The sequence below is a fragment of the Robertmurraya sp. GLU-23 genome (genome assembly GCF_052983275.1).
Map to the genome: position 1 here is coordinate 1 of NZ_JBRKCV010000022.1, position 14,637 is coordinate 14,637.

The following is a 14,637-nucleotide window of genomic DNA, read 5'->3' on the forward strand; positions in this document are numbered from 1 at the left end:
CAAACTCTCCAATAAAGAGTAAGATTAGCTCTTAAAGTTTAAAACTTAGTTAAAACGTTGACGTTTGTTGTTGTCTTGTTCAGTTTTCAAGGTTCAATTAAGCACTTGATTATCTTACTATATCATTTCACCGTTGTCAACTTCTACGAAAAACTTTTTTCGGAAGTTTTTTTTCAAGTCGTTGTTGTCGGCTACATGTATTACTATATCATCTTGATTCGCAGAAGTCAACTTCTGTTTTCAAATTATTTCTTTAAAAATCCTCATTAATCATAATACCTTAATGCGGACGGATTTTCATTTTATAGTACACCTATAAATAATGCAATAGTTTTTTATAAATAAAAACGCATGCTCCTTTAGATCTTAATTGGTATATGGAAAAGTGAAACTCTTGTCTTTAATCGAGTGGGCAGCAAGAGAAATAAGCGGAGTTTTTCCGGTTAGATGCAGGATGGAGCCCGTTTCGGGGGTAAATAAGGGGAGATTTTCCGTCTATGGATAGCAAAACTCCCCAGTTTTACGTTTTTCAAGTCAATAGTCGGAATTCCTCCGTCTATTTGAGCTATTTTTTATCGTATTTACTAATTAAGCGGAATTTTTCCGTCTATGTATCAGCTTGGGTGGCTTAACCTGATTCCCCAACAGATAAGTGCCGGACCCTTTTGATTCCTATAAGTGGGAATCAAAAGCTTTTTATCGACTTGCTTATAAAATAAAATGGCACTACAAATGACAGAAGTTTTGTCCCTCAATACATATTGTCCATCATAATAATGATGGACAATGGCTAAGGCAAAGTTAATGGAATGTCATAGAAACCTTGATAAATAAAGAAAAGACATATGCATACGTCTTTTCTTTAGTCTTTTTAAGATTTATCCTTTGGAACAGTCGTTACCTGTTCTTATCTTTTATTAAACTCGTTTGGATTTGGACCTTTACGTCGGTTGCGATTGATTCCATTGATTTGATCCATTTCCTGTGAAGAAAGTTCAAAATCAAATACATCAATGTTTTCTTGAATTCTAGATGGTGTAACTGACTTTGGTATAACAATTGAATTATTTTGTAGATGCCATCTTAAAACAACTTGAGCAGGCGTTTTTCTATGTGATTCAGCTAGTTTAATAATCACATCATCTTGTAGCACTTCTCCACCTTGATCAAGGGGGCTCCATGCTTCTACAAAGATATCATGCTTAGCGCAAAACTCTTTCAACTCGTTTTGTGCTAAATATGGATGACATTCGATTTGATTTAAGACCGGCTTAACTTCACATTCGTTAAGAAGTCTCTCTAAGTGCTCAATTTCAAAGTTACATACACCAATGGCTTTTACTTTGCCATCGTGATATAGCTTTTCCATCGCCTTAAACGTTTCAACATATGTATCGTACTCCGGTGTTGGCCAGTGAATTAAGTATAAATCAATAAAATCAAGACCTAATTTTTTTAGACTTAAATCAAAAGCTTGTATGGTACTTTCGTAACCTTGGTCACTATTCCAAACCTTCGTTGTAATGAATAACTCTTCGCGAGGTACGTTGGATTCTTTAATCGCTTTTCCTACACCCTCTTCGTTTCCATAGATCATAGCTGTATCGATGGAACGGTAACCCGCTTCAATTGCCGCAGTTACAGCAGCTGTAGCCTCATCATCTTTCACTTGCCAGACACCGAAACCTAGCTGTGGCATTTTTAATCCGTTGTTCAACGTTACAAAGTTCATATTCATTCTCCTTTTTCGAAAGATTTACTTGATAACCTTGGAAGAAATTGTTTTCATGGTTAATTTTAATAAAGATAGTCTTAAATGAAAAGTTAAACGCTTCCGGATAATAGTTTTATCTTACCGTACCTTTTTATCCACTTTATTCGAACGCTCAAACAGAGAAAAAACTGTAGACAGTCATCTACAGTTTTCTTCATTATAACATTGCACTTACTTCATTATTTTCTAAAATCTGCTCTTCCATTTTATTTTCATTAGGTAGTTTCTCTATTTTAAATCCTGTATATGCATAAATAATCGCAACCATGGGGCTGATAATACAAAGCAATGCATACGGTGCATATTGAAAGGTAGATACACCAAGAGTGGCGGTCATAAATGCACCACATGTATTCCAAGGAACAAGTGGTGAGGTCATTGTCCCCGCATCTTCTAACGTTCGTGATAAGTTCTTTGGATGGAGTCCACGCTTACGATAGGCTGTTAAGTACATTCTTCCAGGCAGTAGAATTGATAAGTACTGATCACAGGCGACAATGTTAGCAGTGATACAGGTTGCTACCGTTGTTGTTATTAAACTGCCTGTTGATTTCGCCATTTTTAATAGGCTTGTTACAATCGTATTCATGATTCCACTCGTTTCTAAGATTCCCCCGAAACTCATCGCAATCATAACAAGCGATACGGTATACATCATTGCTTCCGTTCCACCATTGTTAAGCAAATTATCTAATACTTCATTTCCAGTCTCCATTTCAAAGCCGTATACCATAATGGATAAAACACTGCCGATTGTTTCTCCCTGAACTACGATGGCTACGACCCCCCCTAGAATCGATCCTATCACAAGTCCGGGAATTGCCGGTGTTTTCATAGCAATGATCCCAAGAACAATAACTGGAATAAGAAGTAACCACGGACTGATAATGAAAATATCCGCTAACTCTTGTTGAAGTGTAGCAATGTCACTCACACCAGATCCCTTCCCTTTGAACGTAAGGCCGATGAAAAAATATATGACAACTGACAGAACAAGGGCTGGTATGGTTGTATAGAGCATATGACGAATATGGTCAAATAGTTGAACACCTGTGATTCCAGGTGCCATATTCGTTGTTTCTGACAGAGGAGAGATTTTATCTCCAAAGTAGCATCCAGAAATGACAGCCCCAGCCACCATAGCAGGATTAATCCCTAATCCAATTCCCACTCCCATAATGGCAATCCCTATTGTACCAGCTGCTGTCCATGCATTCCCCGAAGCAATTGCTACTACGCTACAAATGATGGCAGCCGCAGGAAGGAAATAGGTGGGTGATAAGATATCTAATCCATAATAAATCATGGTCGGAACAATTCCGCCTGCTAACCATGTTCCAATAATCGTACCAATAATCATTAAAATAAGTAACGCTTGTAGTGCCAGTGAGACAGCCTTGATAATCCCTTGTTCAAGCTCTCGCCACGTATATCCTAAATAAATGGATACTACTGATGCCACGGTGGCGCTGAGCAAGAGCGGAATATGAGGATCTGCTTCAAACATGAAAATTCCTGTAAATAAAAATACAATCATGGCTCCGATCGGGATCAAAGCAACTGCTAATGAAGGCTGTTTCTTTTCTTTCATTATCATCCCTCTTTCAATAATAAATAGATTCCTATTTTCTTATTGCAAATTCCGTGCCAGATTTAATATTCTTAATTTTCTGTAATCATATTACTTTTTCCTGCATGATAAGAAATCAGTTCTGCATAATCCATTCAATTTTGCATAATTTTTTAAGCATGAAAAAAACCTGGTTTCAAATAGAACCAGGTTTTCAATCATGTTTTATATATTTAGTCCAATCGAAATATATTTTACTTCTAGAAACTCTTCTAGTCCGTGATGGCCTCCTTCTCGACCTAAACCACTTTCTTTATATCCTCCAAACGGCGCTTGTGCTGTTGATGGTAGGCCATCATTTAAGCCGATGATTCCGTATTCAAGTTCTTCACTTATTCGGAAGGCACGGCTTAAATTTTCAGTAAACACATAAGCTGCTAAGCCGTAGACGGTATTATTGGCTCTCGCAATCACTTCTTCTTCTGTTTGAAAAGTAGCAATCGCGGCAAGCGGTCCAAAGATTTCTTCGTCCACACACATCATTTGGTCATTCACATTTGTAAGGATTGTAGGTGGAAAGAAAAACCCTTCTTTCTGCTCTATCTTCTCTCCTTGATACACAATCTTTCCGCCTTTATGAATCGCATCGTCAAGGATTTCATTTACTTTATTTACAGCTGGTTGGTCAATAAGCGGTCCAATATCAATTCCTTCTTCCATACCGTTACCGATTTTGAGCTTGCTTAGTTCCTTTTTAAAAAGCTCGACAAATGGCTCGAGAATCCCTTCTTGAACGTAAATACGATTCGTACAAATACATGTTTGACCGGCATTACGAAACTTTGAGGCCAGTAGTCCCTTGGCTGCTTTTTCTAAGTCTGCATCGTCCATGACAATAAAAGGTGCATTTCCTCCTAATTCTAACGAAATCTTCTTCACCGTATCAGCAGCACCTCTCATAAGTACCTTTCCCACTTCAGTGGAACCCGTAAAGGTAAGCTTACGAACACGTGAATCCTTTAACCAAGCATCGCCAATTTCTTTTGATTTGCCGGTTACTACGTTAAACACACCAGCTGGAATGCCTGCTTTTTCCGCTAACTCTGCTAGTTTCAGAGCAGTTAGAGGCGTTTGCTGAGCTGGTTTCACCACCACCGTACAGCCAGCAGCTAGAGCGGGGGCTACCTTTCTCGTAATCATGGCAGCTGGAAAATTCCAAGGAGTAATCGCTGCTACAACCCCAACAGGTTCTTTTCTAATTATAATCCGCTTATTTGGATGTGTAGCCGGAATGGTTTCTCCATAGATTCTCTTTCCTTCTTCCGCATACCAAGAGAGAAAACTATTGGCATAATTCACTTCTCCGATTGCCTCATGGACGGGCTTTCCTTGCTCCATCGTCATCACTGTACCAATTTCGACTTTATGCTCATCAATAAGGTGGAACCATTTCATGAGCAGCTGACTGCGTTCGTCTGCCGTTTTTTTGGACCAAGTTTTAAACGCTAGATGGGCGGCATCTACAGCAGCCTTCGCTTCTAACGTTCCTCCATTCGGAATCATCCCGATCACTTCATTGGTTGCGGGGTTCATAACATTAATGAATGCCTCGCACTCATCCCCAATCCATTGACCATTAATATACATTTTGTATAACTGCTTTTTTTGAAAAGCGATATTCGAACTCATTGGCTAACCCTCTCTTTATATATATTGGGGAGATAAAACGGCTTCTAAAGATTCTTCTAAGATCAATAATCCTTCATGAAGTTGATCATCAGAGATCGTTAAAGGCATTAATAGTCTAATCACATTGCCAAATATCCCTGCGCTAAGTAAAAGCAATCCTCTATTGATGGCCTCTCGAATAATACTACCAACTAGCTCCTTATCTGGCTGTTTAGAAGTCTTATCCTTTACAATTTCAAACGCACACATCGCCCCTAATCCACGGATACCATCCACCTGCTCAAATCGATCGGACCATTGTTGAAACTTGTGCATTACTAATCTACCAATCTGTTCCGCTCTTGCATTTAATTGTTCTTCTTCTATAATATCTAGGACAGCAAGAGCAGCTTGACATCCAAGTGGACTCCCCGCATACGTTCCACCAATTTCTCCTGGCTGACTTACATTCATAATCTCTTCTCGGCCAATCACTCCACTGATCGGAACACCAGCAGCCATAGACTTTGAGATTGTTAAAAGATCTGGCTCTATCCCAAAATGTTCGATTGCAAAGTAACGGCCCGTTCGCCCAAAGCCGGTTTGAATTTCATCTGCAATAAATAATATTCCGTGTTCTTTACAAATAGTATAAACACGCTGTACAAATTCCCGATTGGGAACGATAAAACCTCCTTCTCCTTGCACTGGCTCCATGACTACTGCCGCAATCGTTTCTGGAGCGACCTCCGCAAGAAGGAATTGCTCAAACTGCTGGATCATGTATTCAGAATACTGATCTTCATTCATTTCATTTGGCTTCCGATATTCATATGGATATGGAGCTTTATATACCTCAGGAGCAAATGGTCCAAATCCATATTTATAAGGCTTCACTTTACTTGTCATCGTCATCGTCATTAACGTTCGACCATGAAAGCCTCTCGTAAACGACACAATCCCTTGTCTTTTCGTGTATTTTCTAGCAATCTTCACTGCATTTTCAACCGCTTCTGCCCCACTGTTAAAAAAGGCCGCTTGTTTTGGAAAATTGCCTGGAGCGAGCTTTGTTAATCTTTCCGCCAACTTAATATAAGATTCATACATCATCACATTAAATCCCGTATGAACAAAATGCCCTGCCTGGTCCTTTATTGCCTGAACAACCTTTGGGTGGGAATGGCCAACATTGATCGTTCCTATAGCGCCTGCAAAATCGATAAATATATTGCCATCAATATCCTCCACCAAGGCTCCCTCAGCCTTATGAACAAATGCGGCACAATTATTACTAATTCCTTGTGGAACGACTTTTTTCCTTCTATCTAATAATTCCTTTGATCGCGGTCCTGGGATGGACGTTTTGATTTGAACAAATTGTTTCATGGATCCGACACCTTCCTTAATGGAAAAAGGAGGCTCATCTCCTTTTTCACGTCTAAATTTTTTAACGAATGGTTCGTAGAACTTCTTTAAAGGTTTGTATAACTGTATTTACTTCGTCGTATTTAATCGTAAGTGGAGGCTCAATTCGAATGGTTTTTGAGTTTACTAGAGTTCCAGCAACAAGAATTCCTCGTTCAAACATGCCTTTCGAGACTTCCCAGCCAATTTCATCACGTTCAAATTCAATTCCGATCATCAAACCTTGGCCTCGAATTTCCATTACAAGGTCTTCATGACCTTCGGCAGCTTCTTTTAATCCTTGTAAGAAATATTCTCCTACTTCTGCAGCACGAGCTGGTAAGTTCTCTTCTAACAGAACGTCGATCGTTGCAATGGCAGCCGCGCATGCAAGTGGGTTTCCACCAAACGTAGTTGTATGCATAAACGGATTATCAAACCAGCTTTTAAACACCTTTTCTTTTGCGACGATGGCACCTGCTGGCATCACACCGCCACCGAAGGCTTTGGCAAGACAAAGAATATCAGGAACCACTTGATACAAGTCTGATGCGAACATTTTCCCTGTACGCCCCATACCTGTTTGTACCTCATCAAATATAAGCAATGCATCATACTGGTCGCATAGCTCACGAACTTGTTGGAGGTAACCTTCAGGTGGAAGAATGATACCACCTTCTCCTTGAATCGGCTCTAACAGCACTGCTGCTACATCTTCTCCAACGAGTGCGCATGTCTCAAACGTTTTTCTCATCATATCGATGTCGCCAAAGGGTACATGGCGGAATCCTGGAATCAATGGTAAAAATGGCTTCCGGAACACTCCTTTGGCTGTTCCTGAAAGCGAGCCAAGACTTTTCCCATGGAAAGCGCGAGTAGTAGAAATAAAAGTGGTTCTTTCGCTATACATTTTGGCAAGCTTTAGAGCTGCCTCCACACTTTCCGTTCCACTATTGGTAAAAAAAGAATATTTTAAATCCCCTGGTGTAATATCTGCTAAGATTTTCGCTAACATCGCACGTAGTGGATCTAGTAGGTCTTGGCTGTGCAGTGCTTGACGCTTTAATTGATCGCTAACCGCCTTCACGACTTTTTCATTACGATGACCGACATTGTAAATACCAAAGCCACCAAGACAGTCAATGTATTCCTTACCATTTACATCCTTAAAACATGAATCTTTATCTGACCATTCAACCGCTGCCGATAGTCCTCCTTCTGTAACGGTTTTTCGATAATCAAGGAATCCCGGATTCACATGATCACGGAAATGCTGGATCGTTTCCTTCGAAATCCAGTTGGCCTCCGCCTCCGTAATCTCCTCTTTTTCTATCATTTCTAACACCTGTTTAATGTACTGCTGAACGTTCCTTTCCTTTACTTCCTCTTGTTTCCTCTCAATATTGGTACTCATATGATCTCTCCTATTCACGTTTTATTTTGAAAACCAACCGATTGGTTCGACTTGTAAATTTACATTTATCTGCTTAATCTCTTGGAATGTTTCAAGACCATACGTTCCAAGTGCGCGTCCAAAACCACTTTGCTTGTATCCACCCCATGGAGCTTCGTTGTACGTATTATGGAAGGTATTTATCCAGGTAATTCCCGCTCGTATTTGTTTTACAACCCGAAGTGCCTTTGCTCCATCCTTCGTAAAAACAGCCCCAGCTAATCCATATTGAGTTCCATTCGCTAACGCAATGGCTTCCTTCTCATCTTTGAATTTTTCGATCACAACGACTGGACCAAAGATTTCCTCCTGAACAATTCTCATACTTAAGTTTGCATCAACAAAGACAGTGGGCTTAACGAAATATCCGTCCTGCAAACCATCTTTTTCGACTCGCTTGCCCCCACAAACCAACCGAGCTCCTTCATTCTTCCCAATCTCAATATAAGAGAGAACTCTTTCCAAATGCTCTTTGCTTACTAAAGGACCCATTTCTACCTCTGGATCATTCCCGGGTCCAACCTTGATTTGATTCGCACGTTCAACAAAGCGAGAAACAAATTTCTCGTAAATCTCTTCTTCTACTAAAATTCGAGAGCCCGCTGCACAAATTTGCCCTGATCCTGCGAAAATACCAAACAATGCGTAATCTACCGCCGTTTCAAAGTCAGCATCGGCAAACACAATATTTGGTGATTTTCCTCCAAGCTCCAACGATAATTTCTTAAGGCTATCTGCTGCTACCTTCATAATTTGTTTCCCTGTCTTTGTACCACCTGTAAAAGAGAGAAGGTCAACATCTTTACTCTCTACTATTTCATTCCCAACCACATCACCAGATCCCATCACCATATTGGCAACGCCTTTTGGCAAACCTACCTCTTCAAAAATTTCAAATAATCTTGTGGGAGTTACTGGAGTCACTTCGGACGGTTTATAAACAACCGAATTTCCTGCGGCAAGTGCAGGCGCTAGTTTCCAAACACTTAATAATAAAGGATAATTCCACGGAACGATTAATCCACAAACTCCGACTGGTTCACGAACGACAATCCCTTGAACCGGATCGGAGACCGGGTATGTTTCACCATTAGGCTTTGTAATTAAGCCCGCATAATAACGGAAGCATGCAGCGGCATCCGCTACATCAAAGCTAGCTTCCCTTAATGGTTTTCCATTGTCTAATGTTTCTAGTTCCGCTAACTCCTCTCCTCGCTCCTCAATTTTTTCTGCAATTTTAAATAAGTAAGCCGCTCGTTCAGCCGGAGGAGTTTGTGACCAAATCCCGCTTTCGAAGGTGGACTTTGCAATCTGAATGGCTTCTTTAACATCCTCGATTGTTCCTTCGGTTGCTTGTGCAATTACTTCCCCAGTTGCGGGATTAAAAATGTCACGTGTTTCTTTATTTTGTGATTCTCTCCATTCGCCATTGATATACATCCTTAATGCATGCATGTTAATCAATCCTCCTTTTTTATAAGTAATGCAAGAACCGTGCCAACACTTATCACTTTGTTTGCAAGGACACAATAAAAAAAGTTATGCAATTTTGCATAACCCTAGTCTATTTTGCATAACTACACAAAATGGCACAGACTATTGTCTGCGCCACCCAATTTAAAAGGAGACTTCTCCATATTTGGTTTGTCTATCATTCATGATTTTTTGATACTTTCTACTAACAGAGGACTGGCTAATGCCGAGTGCTTTTGCTGCCTTCGTCGTCGTTTTATATTGCTTCATTGCCAGCAGTATTAATTGCTCCTCAATATAGTCTTGTGCTTCCTGCAGCGGCATGACATTCTTGAATACTGGTTTCTCTTTATTAAAATGACTAGTAAAAGATAAAAATTGTTTCACAAAATCAGCATCCAGAGCTGGGTGATCAGCGGACACCGCTAATCGTTCAATCATATTTTGAAGCTCACGAATATTTCCTGGCCATGAGTACACCTCAAGTAAATTCAATGCATCTGGTGTAAAATGATAGTTTTTATTGTATTTTTCATTTAGTCTTTGAAGAAAATGATACGCTAACAGAGGTATATCTTTTGGACGTTCTCGTAAAGATGGGACATGAATAGGAATCACATTCAAACGATAATATAAGTCCTCACGAAAAGTTCCTTCTTGAACCATTTTTTCTAGCTTTTTGTTTGTCGCTGCAACAATTTGTACATTGATTGGTATCGGAGTTGTACTTCCAATTGGAACAACTTCTTGTTCCTGTAGAACACGTAACAATTTCACTTGAAGGCTAACAGGCATTTCTCCAATTTCATCTAAAAATAAAATTCCTTTGTCAGCTTTTTGAAAGTAACCCTCTTTCCCATTTTTATCAGCACCTGTAAACGATCCTTTGCTGTACCCAAACAACTCGCTTTCTAATAGATTCTCAGGAATTGCCCCACAATTAAGCTTTAGAAACGGTTGGTTTGTGCGGCTTCCACTCTGATGAATGGCCTGAGCAATCAATTCCTTTCCTACACCGGATTCCCCCGTAATGAGAACCGTAGAGGAAAAATGAGAAATCTTCGTCACATGCTCCATAATTTGTTCCATTTTTGGACTACAGTAAATGAGTCGGTTAAAGAAGCGATCTTTACTTTTAATCCTTTCAAGCTCCTGCTTATATTGGTCCGATTGCTTCTTCACTTCACGTAATTCAGATTTTAACTTTGTTGTTTCTGTAATATCCCTTGAAGCAATAATGATTCGGTCAATATTTCCATTTTCATCAAAAATCGGGTTACCTACCGCTAGAATTCGCTTATTTTTCTTTGTTTCTTGAACGATTGAAACCTTTTTCTTCTGTTCCAATACTAACCGGGTAACAGACGGTGTGAATAGACCTTCACCCTCAAGCTCCAAAAGGTTCTTCCCGGTTAGTTCCTTTAACTCCACTCCCCAAAAATCAGATAGAAACGTTTCACTATATCGAAGCAGCTCTCCTTTATGGTTCACTACTAATATTTCATCATAAATCGTTGATAAAATGGCATTTAAGTCTTTATTTAAATTCTTGATATGTTCAATTTCCATGGCCATATCCTCAACCATTGGCAAATCTTGAACGATAATAATAATTCCTTCTACTTCATTATGAAAGTCGAAAATCGGACTATAATCCACTAGAACACCCATTGTATCAGTGATCTGAATTTGATTTAATATCGTTTGACCGGATGCAAACACTTGGTGAATATGACCCCCGTGAAAAATGGAGTCAGCTGGTTTCCCGGAAACATCCTCTGAAGTTAGCTTCGTCATCCGCAGGCCTGACTCATTAAAATTTATTATCTTCTTTTCTCGATCAACAACGAATATTCCCATTGGAATAGAGGCTAAAATCACCTTTAGTAAATCGACACTTCCATGAGGCTCTTGCTTGAATAATAGTGCAAGGACATCCTCCCGTTTGACATAACCGGATGGCTCCCCTTGATCATCAATCACAAGTGCAAATGGTTCGCCGATAATTTGAAAAAGAACAGGAACAGAAATTGTGTTATTTAACTTGGACACGTTGGACGTAGGAACTGCTTTCGCTTGTAAAATGTTTGATAAACTGCTAGTTTCGCTAAGAGGAATATCTTTCATTTGAATATAGGAGATGATCTCCTCATCCTTTTTAAGAAAAAGAATGGGCTCATTGTGCTGTTTAAGACATGCTGACCATTGTTCTTCATCATCATTTAAATCAATGGAGATAAGGGGTCTTATCTTTTCTTTTTCTAAAGTAAACAAACGTCCCCCTCCTTCTATCCTTTTCTTTCAATTATATACTGCAAAAATATTAATTTTCAAATTTTCAAATAAGTAAGAAAAAGGAGATGGATTAGCCATCTCCACAGAATGTCGATAAAAGGTAGTGAGAAGTTCTTCTCGCTTCCTTTTGTCATTTTTTTGTTTGTGAATGGTGGGAAAAAGGCTGATTTCCGCTCCGGGCGCTTGCTTTCCGGGGGGCGGGCGGTGAGCTTCCTCGTCGCTGACGCTCCTGTGGGGTATCACTTGTCCCGCTGATCCCCCAGGAGTCAAGCACCCTCCGCTCCAATCAAGTCTAAGTAGCCAGTTTCTTTAAATTCATGAAAGCAGATGGCCGATGTTATATAAGCTGCATCCGCTACGACAGACAGTGGCTTCTTTATTATAAACACCATTTAAAATAAAACGACTCTATCAATACTTGGACGTCCTAATTCCGATTAAAGGTCTTTCACCAACGGATAGATGAATGAGAAATCAATAGCTGACTCTAGCTGGCGAACTAAATGATCTTGTGGAACTAATTGATCAATCGCAAGCATTTCTAATTGTTCTCGTTCATCTAACTGATTTTTGGTCATCATGGTGGGTTATCTCTAGATAAAAATGGTTGATTAATTGTAATAAATTGATTGGAACGGAGGGTGGCGACTCCTGCGGGAAAAGCGGGACAGTCGAGACCCTGGACTGAGCGTAGCGAGGGAAGCGGCTCGGCCCCGCCCGCGGAAAGCGCCACCCGGAGTGGAAATCTAACCACATGAATCCTATCTATATTTTTTTTAAAAAGTCCATAGGCAAACTTGAAACCCCTCGAGTTTTTCTACAGTCTGAGGAGATGGATTAGCCATCTCCTTACACATTAGTCACTACCCGTTGGAATTAAATCATCTTTAATAAAGGCTAGGACCATGCCAGGTATTATAGAGTCACCTGCTTTTACTTCTATTGAAATGATTTCTCCACTAAGACCCACGCTCACTGTTTCCAGATGTCCATTTTCCGTTCGAATCGTAAATAATTTTTCCCATTCATAAATTTTTGAATGAACCTCAATCGCTACTTCTTCTACCTTCCCACTAACAGAACTCACAACAAATTCGTGATTCATGCCTCTCCCTCCTAATTAATATTGGTCAGACACTTTTTTATGGTTAAGTACCATCTTAAAAAACGCCTGACAGTCCTCGATATCTACATCAACAATTCCTAATCGTTCAGCCCAACACTCTTTATTTTCAATATCCTCTTGGCACATTAACACCCACTTCCCCGCTTGCATGGAAACGACCATTGCTTTATCAAAAAACTGATGTGAATAAACAATCGTAAAATCATAGCGGTGTGATCCAATCGATAAACAATAATAATGGATGGGTTGCGTTTCTCTTTCTTCTAATAACACCTCAACCATTCCCTCTTAACCCCTCTCATATTTTGATCCAGCCACGAAGCTGTGACGTTTCTGCTAAAGCCTGTATCCCCACGATATAAGCAGCTACTTTTAAGTTTGTGCGATACTTTTTACTCACTTCGAGGATTTGCTCAAAGCTCATTTCCATTTTTTCTTTTAATTTTTCATCGACCTCTCGCTCTGACCAATAATATCCTTGATTGTTTTGGCACCATTCAAAATAAGAAACAATCACTCCTCCAGAATTCGCTAATATGTCAGGCACCACCAGGATACCTTTTTCCTCAAGTATGTTTATCGCTTCCTTGGTTGTTGGTCCATTCGCTGCTTCAAGTACAATTTGACCTTTAACCTTTTCAGCATTCCGTTTCGTAATTTGACCACCAAGTGCTGCCGGAACAAGGACGTCACAGTCTTTTTCTAGTAATTCTTGATTCGAGATCGTTTTCTTAAATAGATTCGTTACTACACCAAAGGAATCTCGACTATCCATTAAATACGGGATGTCTAAGCCCTTTTCATCATAGATGCCACTAAGCACATCAGAGATCCCGACAATCTTCGCTCCTAACTCATATAAGTACAAGGCCAAATGACTTCCGACATTTCCAAAGCCTTGAATGATAATCTTTAAATCTTTTACGGGAAGCTCCTTTACTTCTAATACCTTTTGGAGCGTATATAGTAATCCTTTTGATGTAGCAGTTTCGCGTCCTTTAGAGCCCCCTAAAGCAACAGGTTTTCCGGTAATAAACCCTGGATTATCAAACTCTCGAATGAAGTTATATTCATCAAGCATCCAAGCCATAATCTGTGAATTCGTGTATACGTCGGGCGCCGGAATATCCTTCGTTGGTCCAACGATTTGGCTAATCGCTCTCACATAGCCCCGGCTCAACCGTTCCAGCTCTTGTAAGCTCATTATTCGAGGATCACACACGATTCCCCCTTTTGCGCCTCCATAAGGAAGACCTGTAATTCCACATTTCATACTCATCCAACCAGCTAAGGCTTTCACCTCTTCTGGTGTAACATCTGTATGGAATCGAATGCCACCTTTTGTTGGACCTGTCGCATCATTATGCTGAGCACGAAATCCTCGAAAAATCTTGGTTGTTTGATCATCCATGCGTACAGGGATTTTCACCTCGAGAAAACGCAATGGCTCCTTCAAAAGTTCAAACACTTCATCAGGATAGTTTAAAATATCCATCGCCTCTTTTAAGATCGTGTGAAATTCCATCAAGGGATTGTCTTGAATTCTTTCTTTTCTATCAACCATTTGATTTTTCGACTCCACGATTGAGTCAGCCATCATAACACCTCATTTTTAGGATTTACTTTTGAGAGATGCAAGAGTCGTGCCAAGTCAAGAAGTGGCGAGTAGAAGTCCATTTCCTTTTAACTGATGGATACTTTCCAACTGAACTGCATAGATTATTCGATTCTGCATAATTTCTATCAACAAAAAAAATCCTCTTTAAGAGGATGCAATGGCAAAGCTTTATTAACATACATTGGTTTATGCATTTCTGCATAAAAAAGAAATTTTTCCCACCACTTTATAATAATTATAAATTACCGATATAAAG

General features: G+C 39.8%; 11 protein-coding genes and 1 pseudogene. All 12 read right to left on the minus strand.

The window, feature by feature from the left end; genetic code table 11:
• Positions 1 to 907: 907 nt before the first annotated feature.
• Positions 908 to 1,732, minus strand: a complete 825-nt coding sequence (locus ACVBAX_RS22650) for an aldo/keto reductase (protein ID WP_447119057.1) — start codon at positions 1,730 to 1,732, stop codon at positions 908 to 910.
• A gap of 199 nt (positions 1,733 to 1,931) precedes the next feature.
• Positions 1,932 to 3,365, minus strand: a complete 1,434-nt coding sequence (gene nhaC / locus ACVBAX_RS22655; protein ID WP_447119059.1) for a Na+/H+ antiporter NhaC — start codon at positions 3,363 to 3,365, stop codon at positions 1,932 to 1,934.
• Between the two features lie 204 nt (positions 3,366 to 3,569).
• Complete coding sequence (locus ACVBAX_RS22660) at positions 3,570 to 5,033, minus strand: NAD-dependent succinate-semialdehyde dehydrogenase (RefSeq protein ID WP_447119061.1); 1,464 nt, start codon at positions 5,031 to 5,033, stop codon at positions 3,570 to 3,572.
• 15 nt (positions 5,034 to 5,048) lie between these two features.
• Entirely contained in the window at positions 5,049 to 6,398 is a 1,350-nt protein-coding gene (gene gabT, locus ACVBAX_RS22665; protein ID WP_447119063.1) for a 4-aminobutyrate--2-oxoglutarate transaminase, read from the minus strand.
• A gap of 61 nt (positions 6,399 to 6,459) precedes the next feature.
• Complete coding sequence (locus ACVBAX_RS22670; RefSeq protein ID WP_447119065.1) at positions 6,460 to 7,830, minus strand: putrescine aminotransferase; 1,371 nt, start codon at positions 7,828 to 7,830, stop codon at positions 6,460 to 6,462.
• Between the two features lie 21 nt (positions 7,831 to 7,851).
• Positions 7,852 to 9,324 (minus strand): aldehyde dehydrogenase family protein, encoded by a 1,473-nt coding sequence (locus tag ACVBAX_RS22675; protein WP_447119067.1) that lies wholly within the window; start codon positions 9,322 to 9,324, stop codon positions 7,852 to 7,854.
• Positions 9,325 to 9,486: 162 nt separating this feature from the next.
• The gene (locus tag ACVBAX_RS22680; RefSeq protein ID WP_447119069.1) at positions 9,487 to 11,616 is read right to left on the minus strand and encodes a sigma 54-interacting transcriptional regulator; all 2,130 of its coding nucleotides are present in this window, start codon (positions 11,614 to 11,616) and stop codon (positions 9,487 to 9,489) included.
• A gap of 287 nt (positions 11,617 to 11,903) precedes the next feature.
• Complete coding sequence (locus ACVBAX_RS22685) at positions 11,904 to 12,029, minus strand: hypothetical protein (RefSeq protein WP_447119071.1); 126 nt, start codon at positions 12,027 to 12,029, stop codon at positions 11,904 to 11,906.
• A gap of 48 nt (positions 12,030 to 12,077) precedes the next feature.
• Positions 12,078 to 12,218 (minus strand): annotated as a pseudogene (locus tag ACVBAX_RS22690) (IS5/IS1182 family transposase); the annotation flags it as partial.
• Between the two features lie 275 nt (positions 12,219 to 12,493).
• The gene (locus ACVBAX_RS22695) at positions 12,494 to 12,742 is read right to left on the minus strand and encodes a hypothetical protein (RefSeq protein ID WP_447119073.1); all 249 of its coding nucleotides are present in this window, start codon (positions 12,740 to 12,742) and stop codon (positions 12,494 to 12,496) included.
• A gap of 15 nt (positions 12,743 to 12,757) precedes the next feature.
• The gene (locus tag ACVBAX_RS22700) at positions 12,758 to 13,045 is read right to left on the minus strand and encodes an SAV0927 family protein (RefSeq protein WP_447119075.1); all 288 of its coding nucleotides are present in this window, start codon (positions 13,043 to 13,045) and stop codon (positions 12,758 to 12,760) included.
• A gap of 16 nt (positions 13,046 to 13,061) precedes the next feature.
• The gene (locus ACVBAX_RS22705) at positions 13,062 to 14,360 is read right to left on the minus strand and encodes a Glu/Leu/Phe/Val family dehydrogenase (RefSeq protein ID WP_447119077.1); all 1,299 of its coding nucleotides are present in this window, start codon (positions 14,358 to 14,360) and stop codon (positions 13,062 to 13,064) included.
• Positions 14,361 to 14,637: the final 277 nt, after the last annotated feature.

Bases quoted from the DNA above. Each gene is read 5' to 3' on its own strand.
- ACVBAX_RS22650 (WP_447119057.1), bottom strand. From the start codon at position 1,732: ATGAACTTTGTAACGTTGAACAACGGATTAAAAATGCCACAGCTAGGT.
- nhaC (WP_447119059.1), bottom strand. From the start codon at position 3,365: ATGAAAGAAAAGAAACAGCCTTCATTAGCAGTTGCTTTGATCCCGATC.
- ACVBAX_RS22660 (WP_447119061.1), bottom strand. From the start codon at position 5,033: ATGAGTTCGAATATCGCTTTTCAAAAAAAGCAGTTATACAAAATGTAT.
- gabT (WP_447119063.1), bottom strand. From the start codon at position 6,398: ATGAAACAATTTGTTCAAATCAAAACGTCCATCCCAGGACCGCGATCA.
- ACVBAX_RS22670 (WP_447119065.1), bottom strand. From the start codon at position 7,830: ATGAGTACCAATATTGAGAGGAAACAAGAGGAAGTAAAGGAAAGGAAC.
- ACVBAX_RS22675 (WP_447119067.1), bottom strand. From the start codon at position 9,324: ATGCATGCATTAAGGATGTATATCAATGGCGAATGGAGAGAATCACAA.
- ACVBAX_RS22685 (WP_447119071.1), bottom strand. From the start codon at position 12,029: ATGGTGTTTATAATAAAGAAGCCACTGTCTGTCGTAGCGGATGCAGCT.
- ACVBAX_RS22695 (WP_447119073.1), bottom strand. From the start codon at position 12,742: ATGAATCACGAATTTGTTGTGAGTTCTGTTAGTGGGAAGGTAGAAGAA.
- ACVBAX_RS22700 (WP_447119075.1), bottom strand. From the start codon at position 13,045: ATGGTTGAGGTGTTATTAGAAGAAAGAGAAACGCAACCCATCCATTAT.
- ACVBAX_RS22705 (WP_447119077.1), bottom strand. From the start codon at position 14,360: ATGGCTGACTCAATCGTGGAGTCGAAAAATCAAATGGTTGATAGAAAA.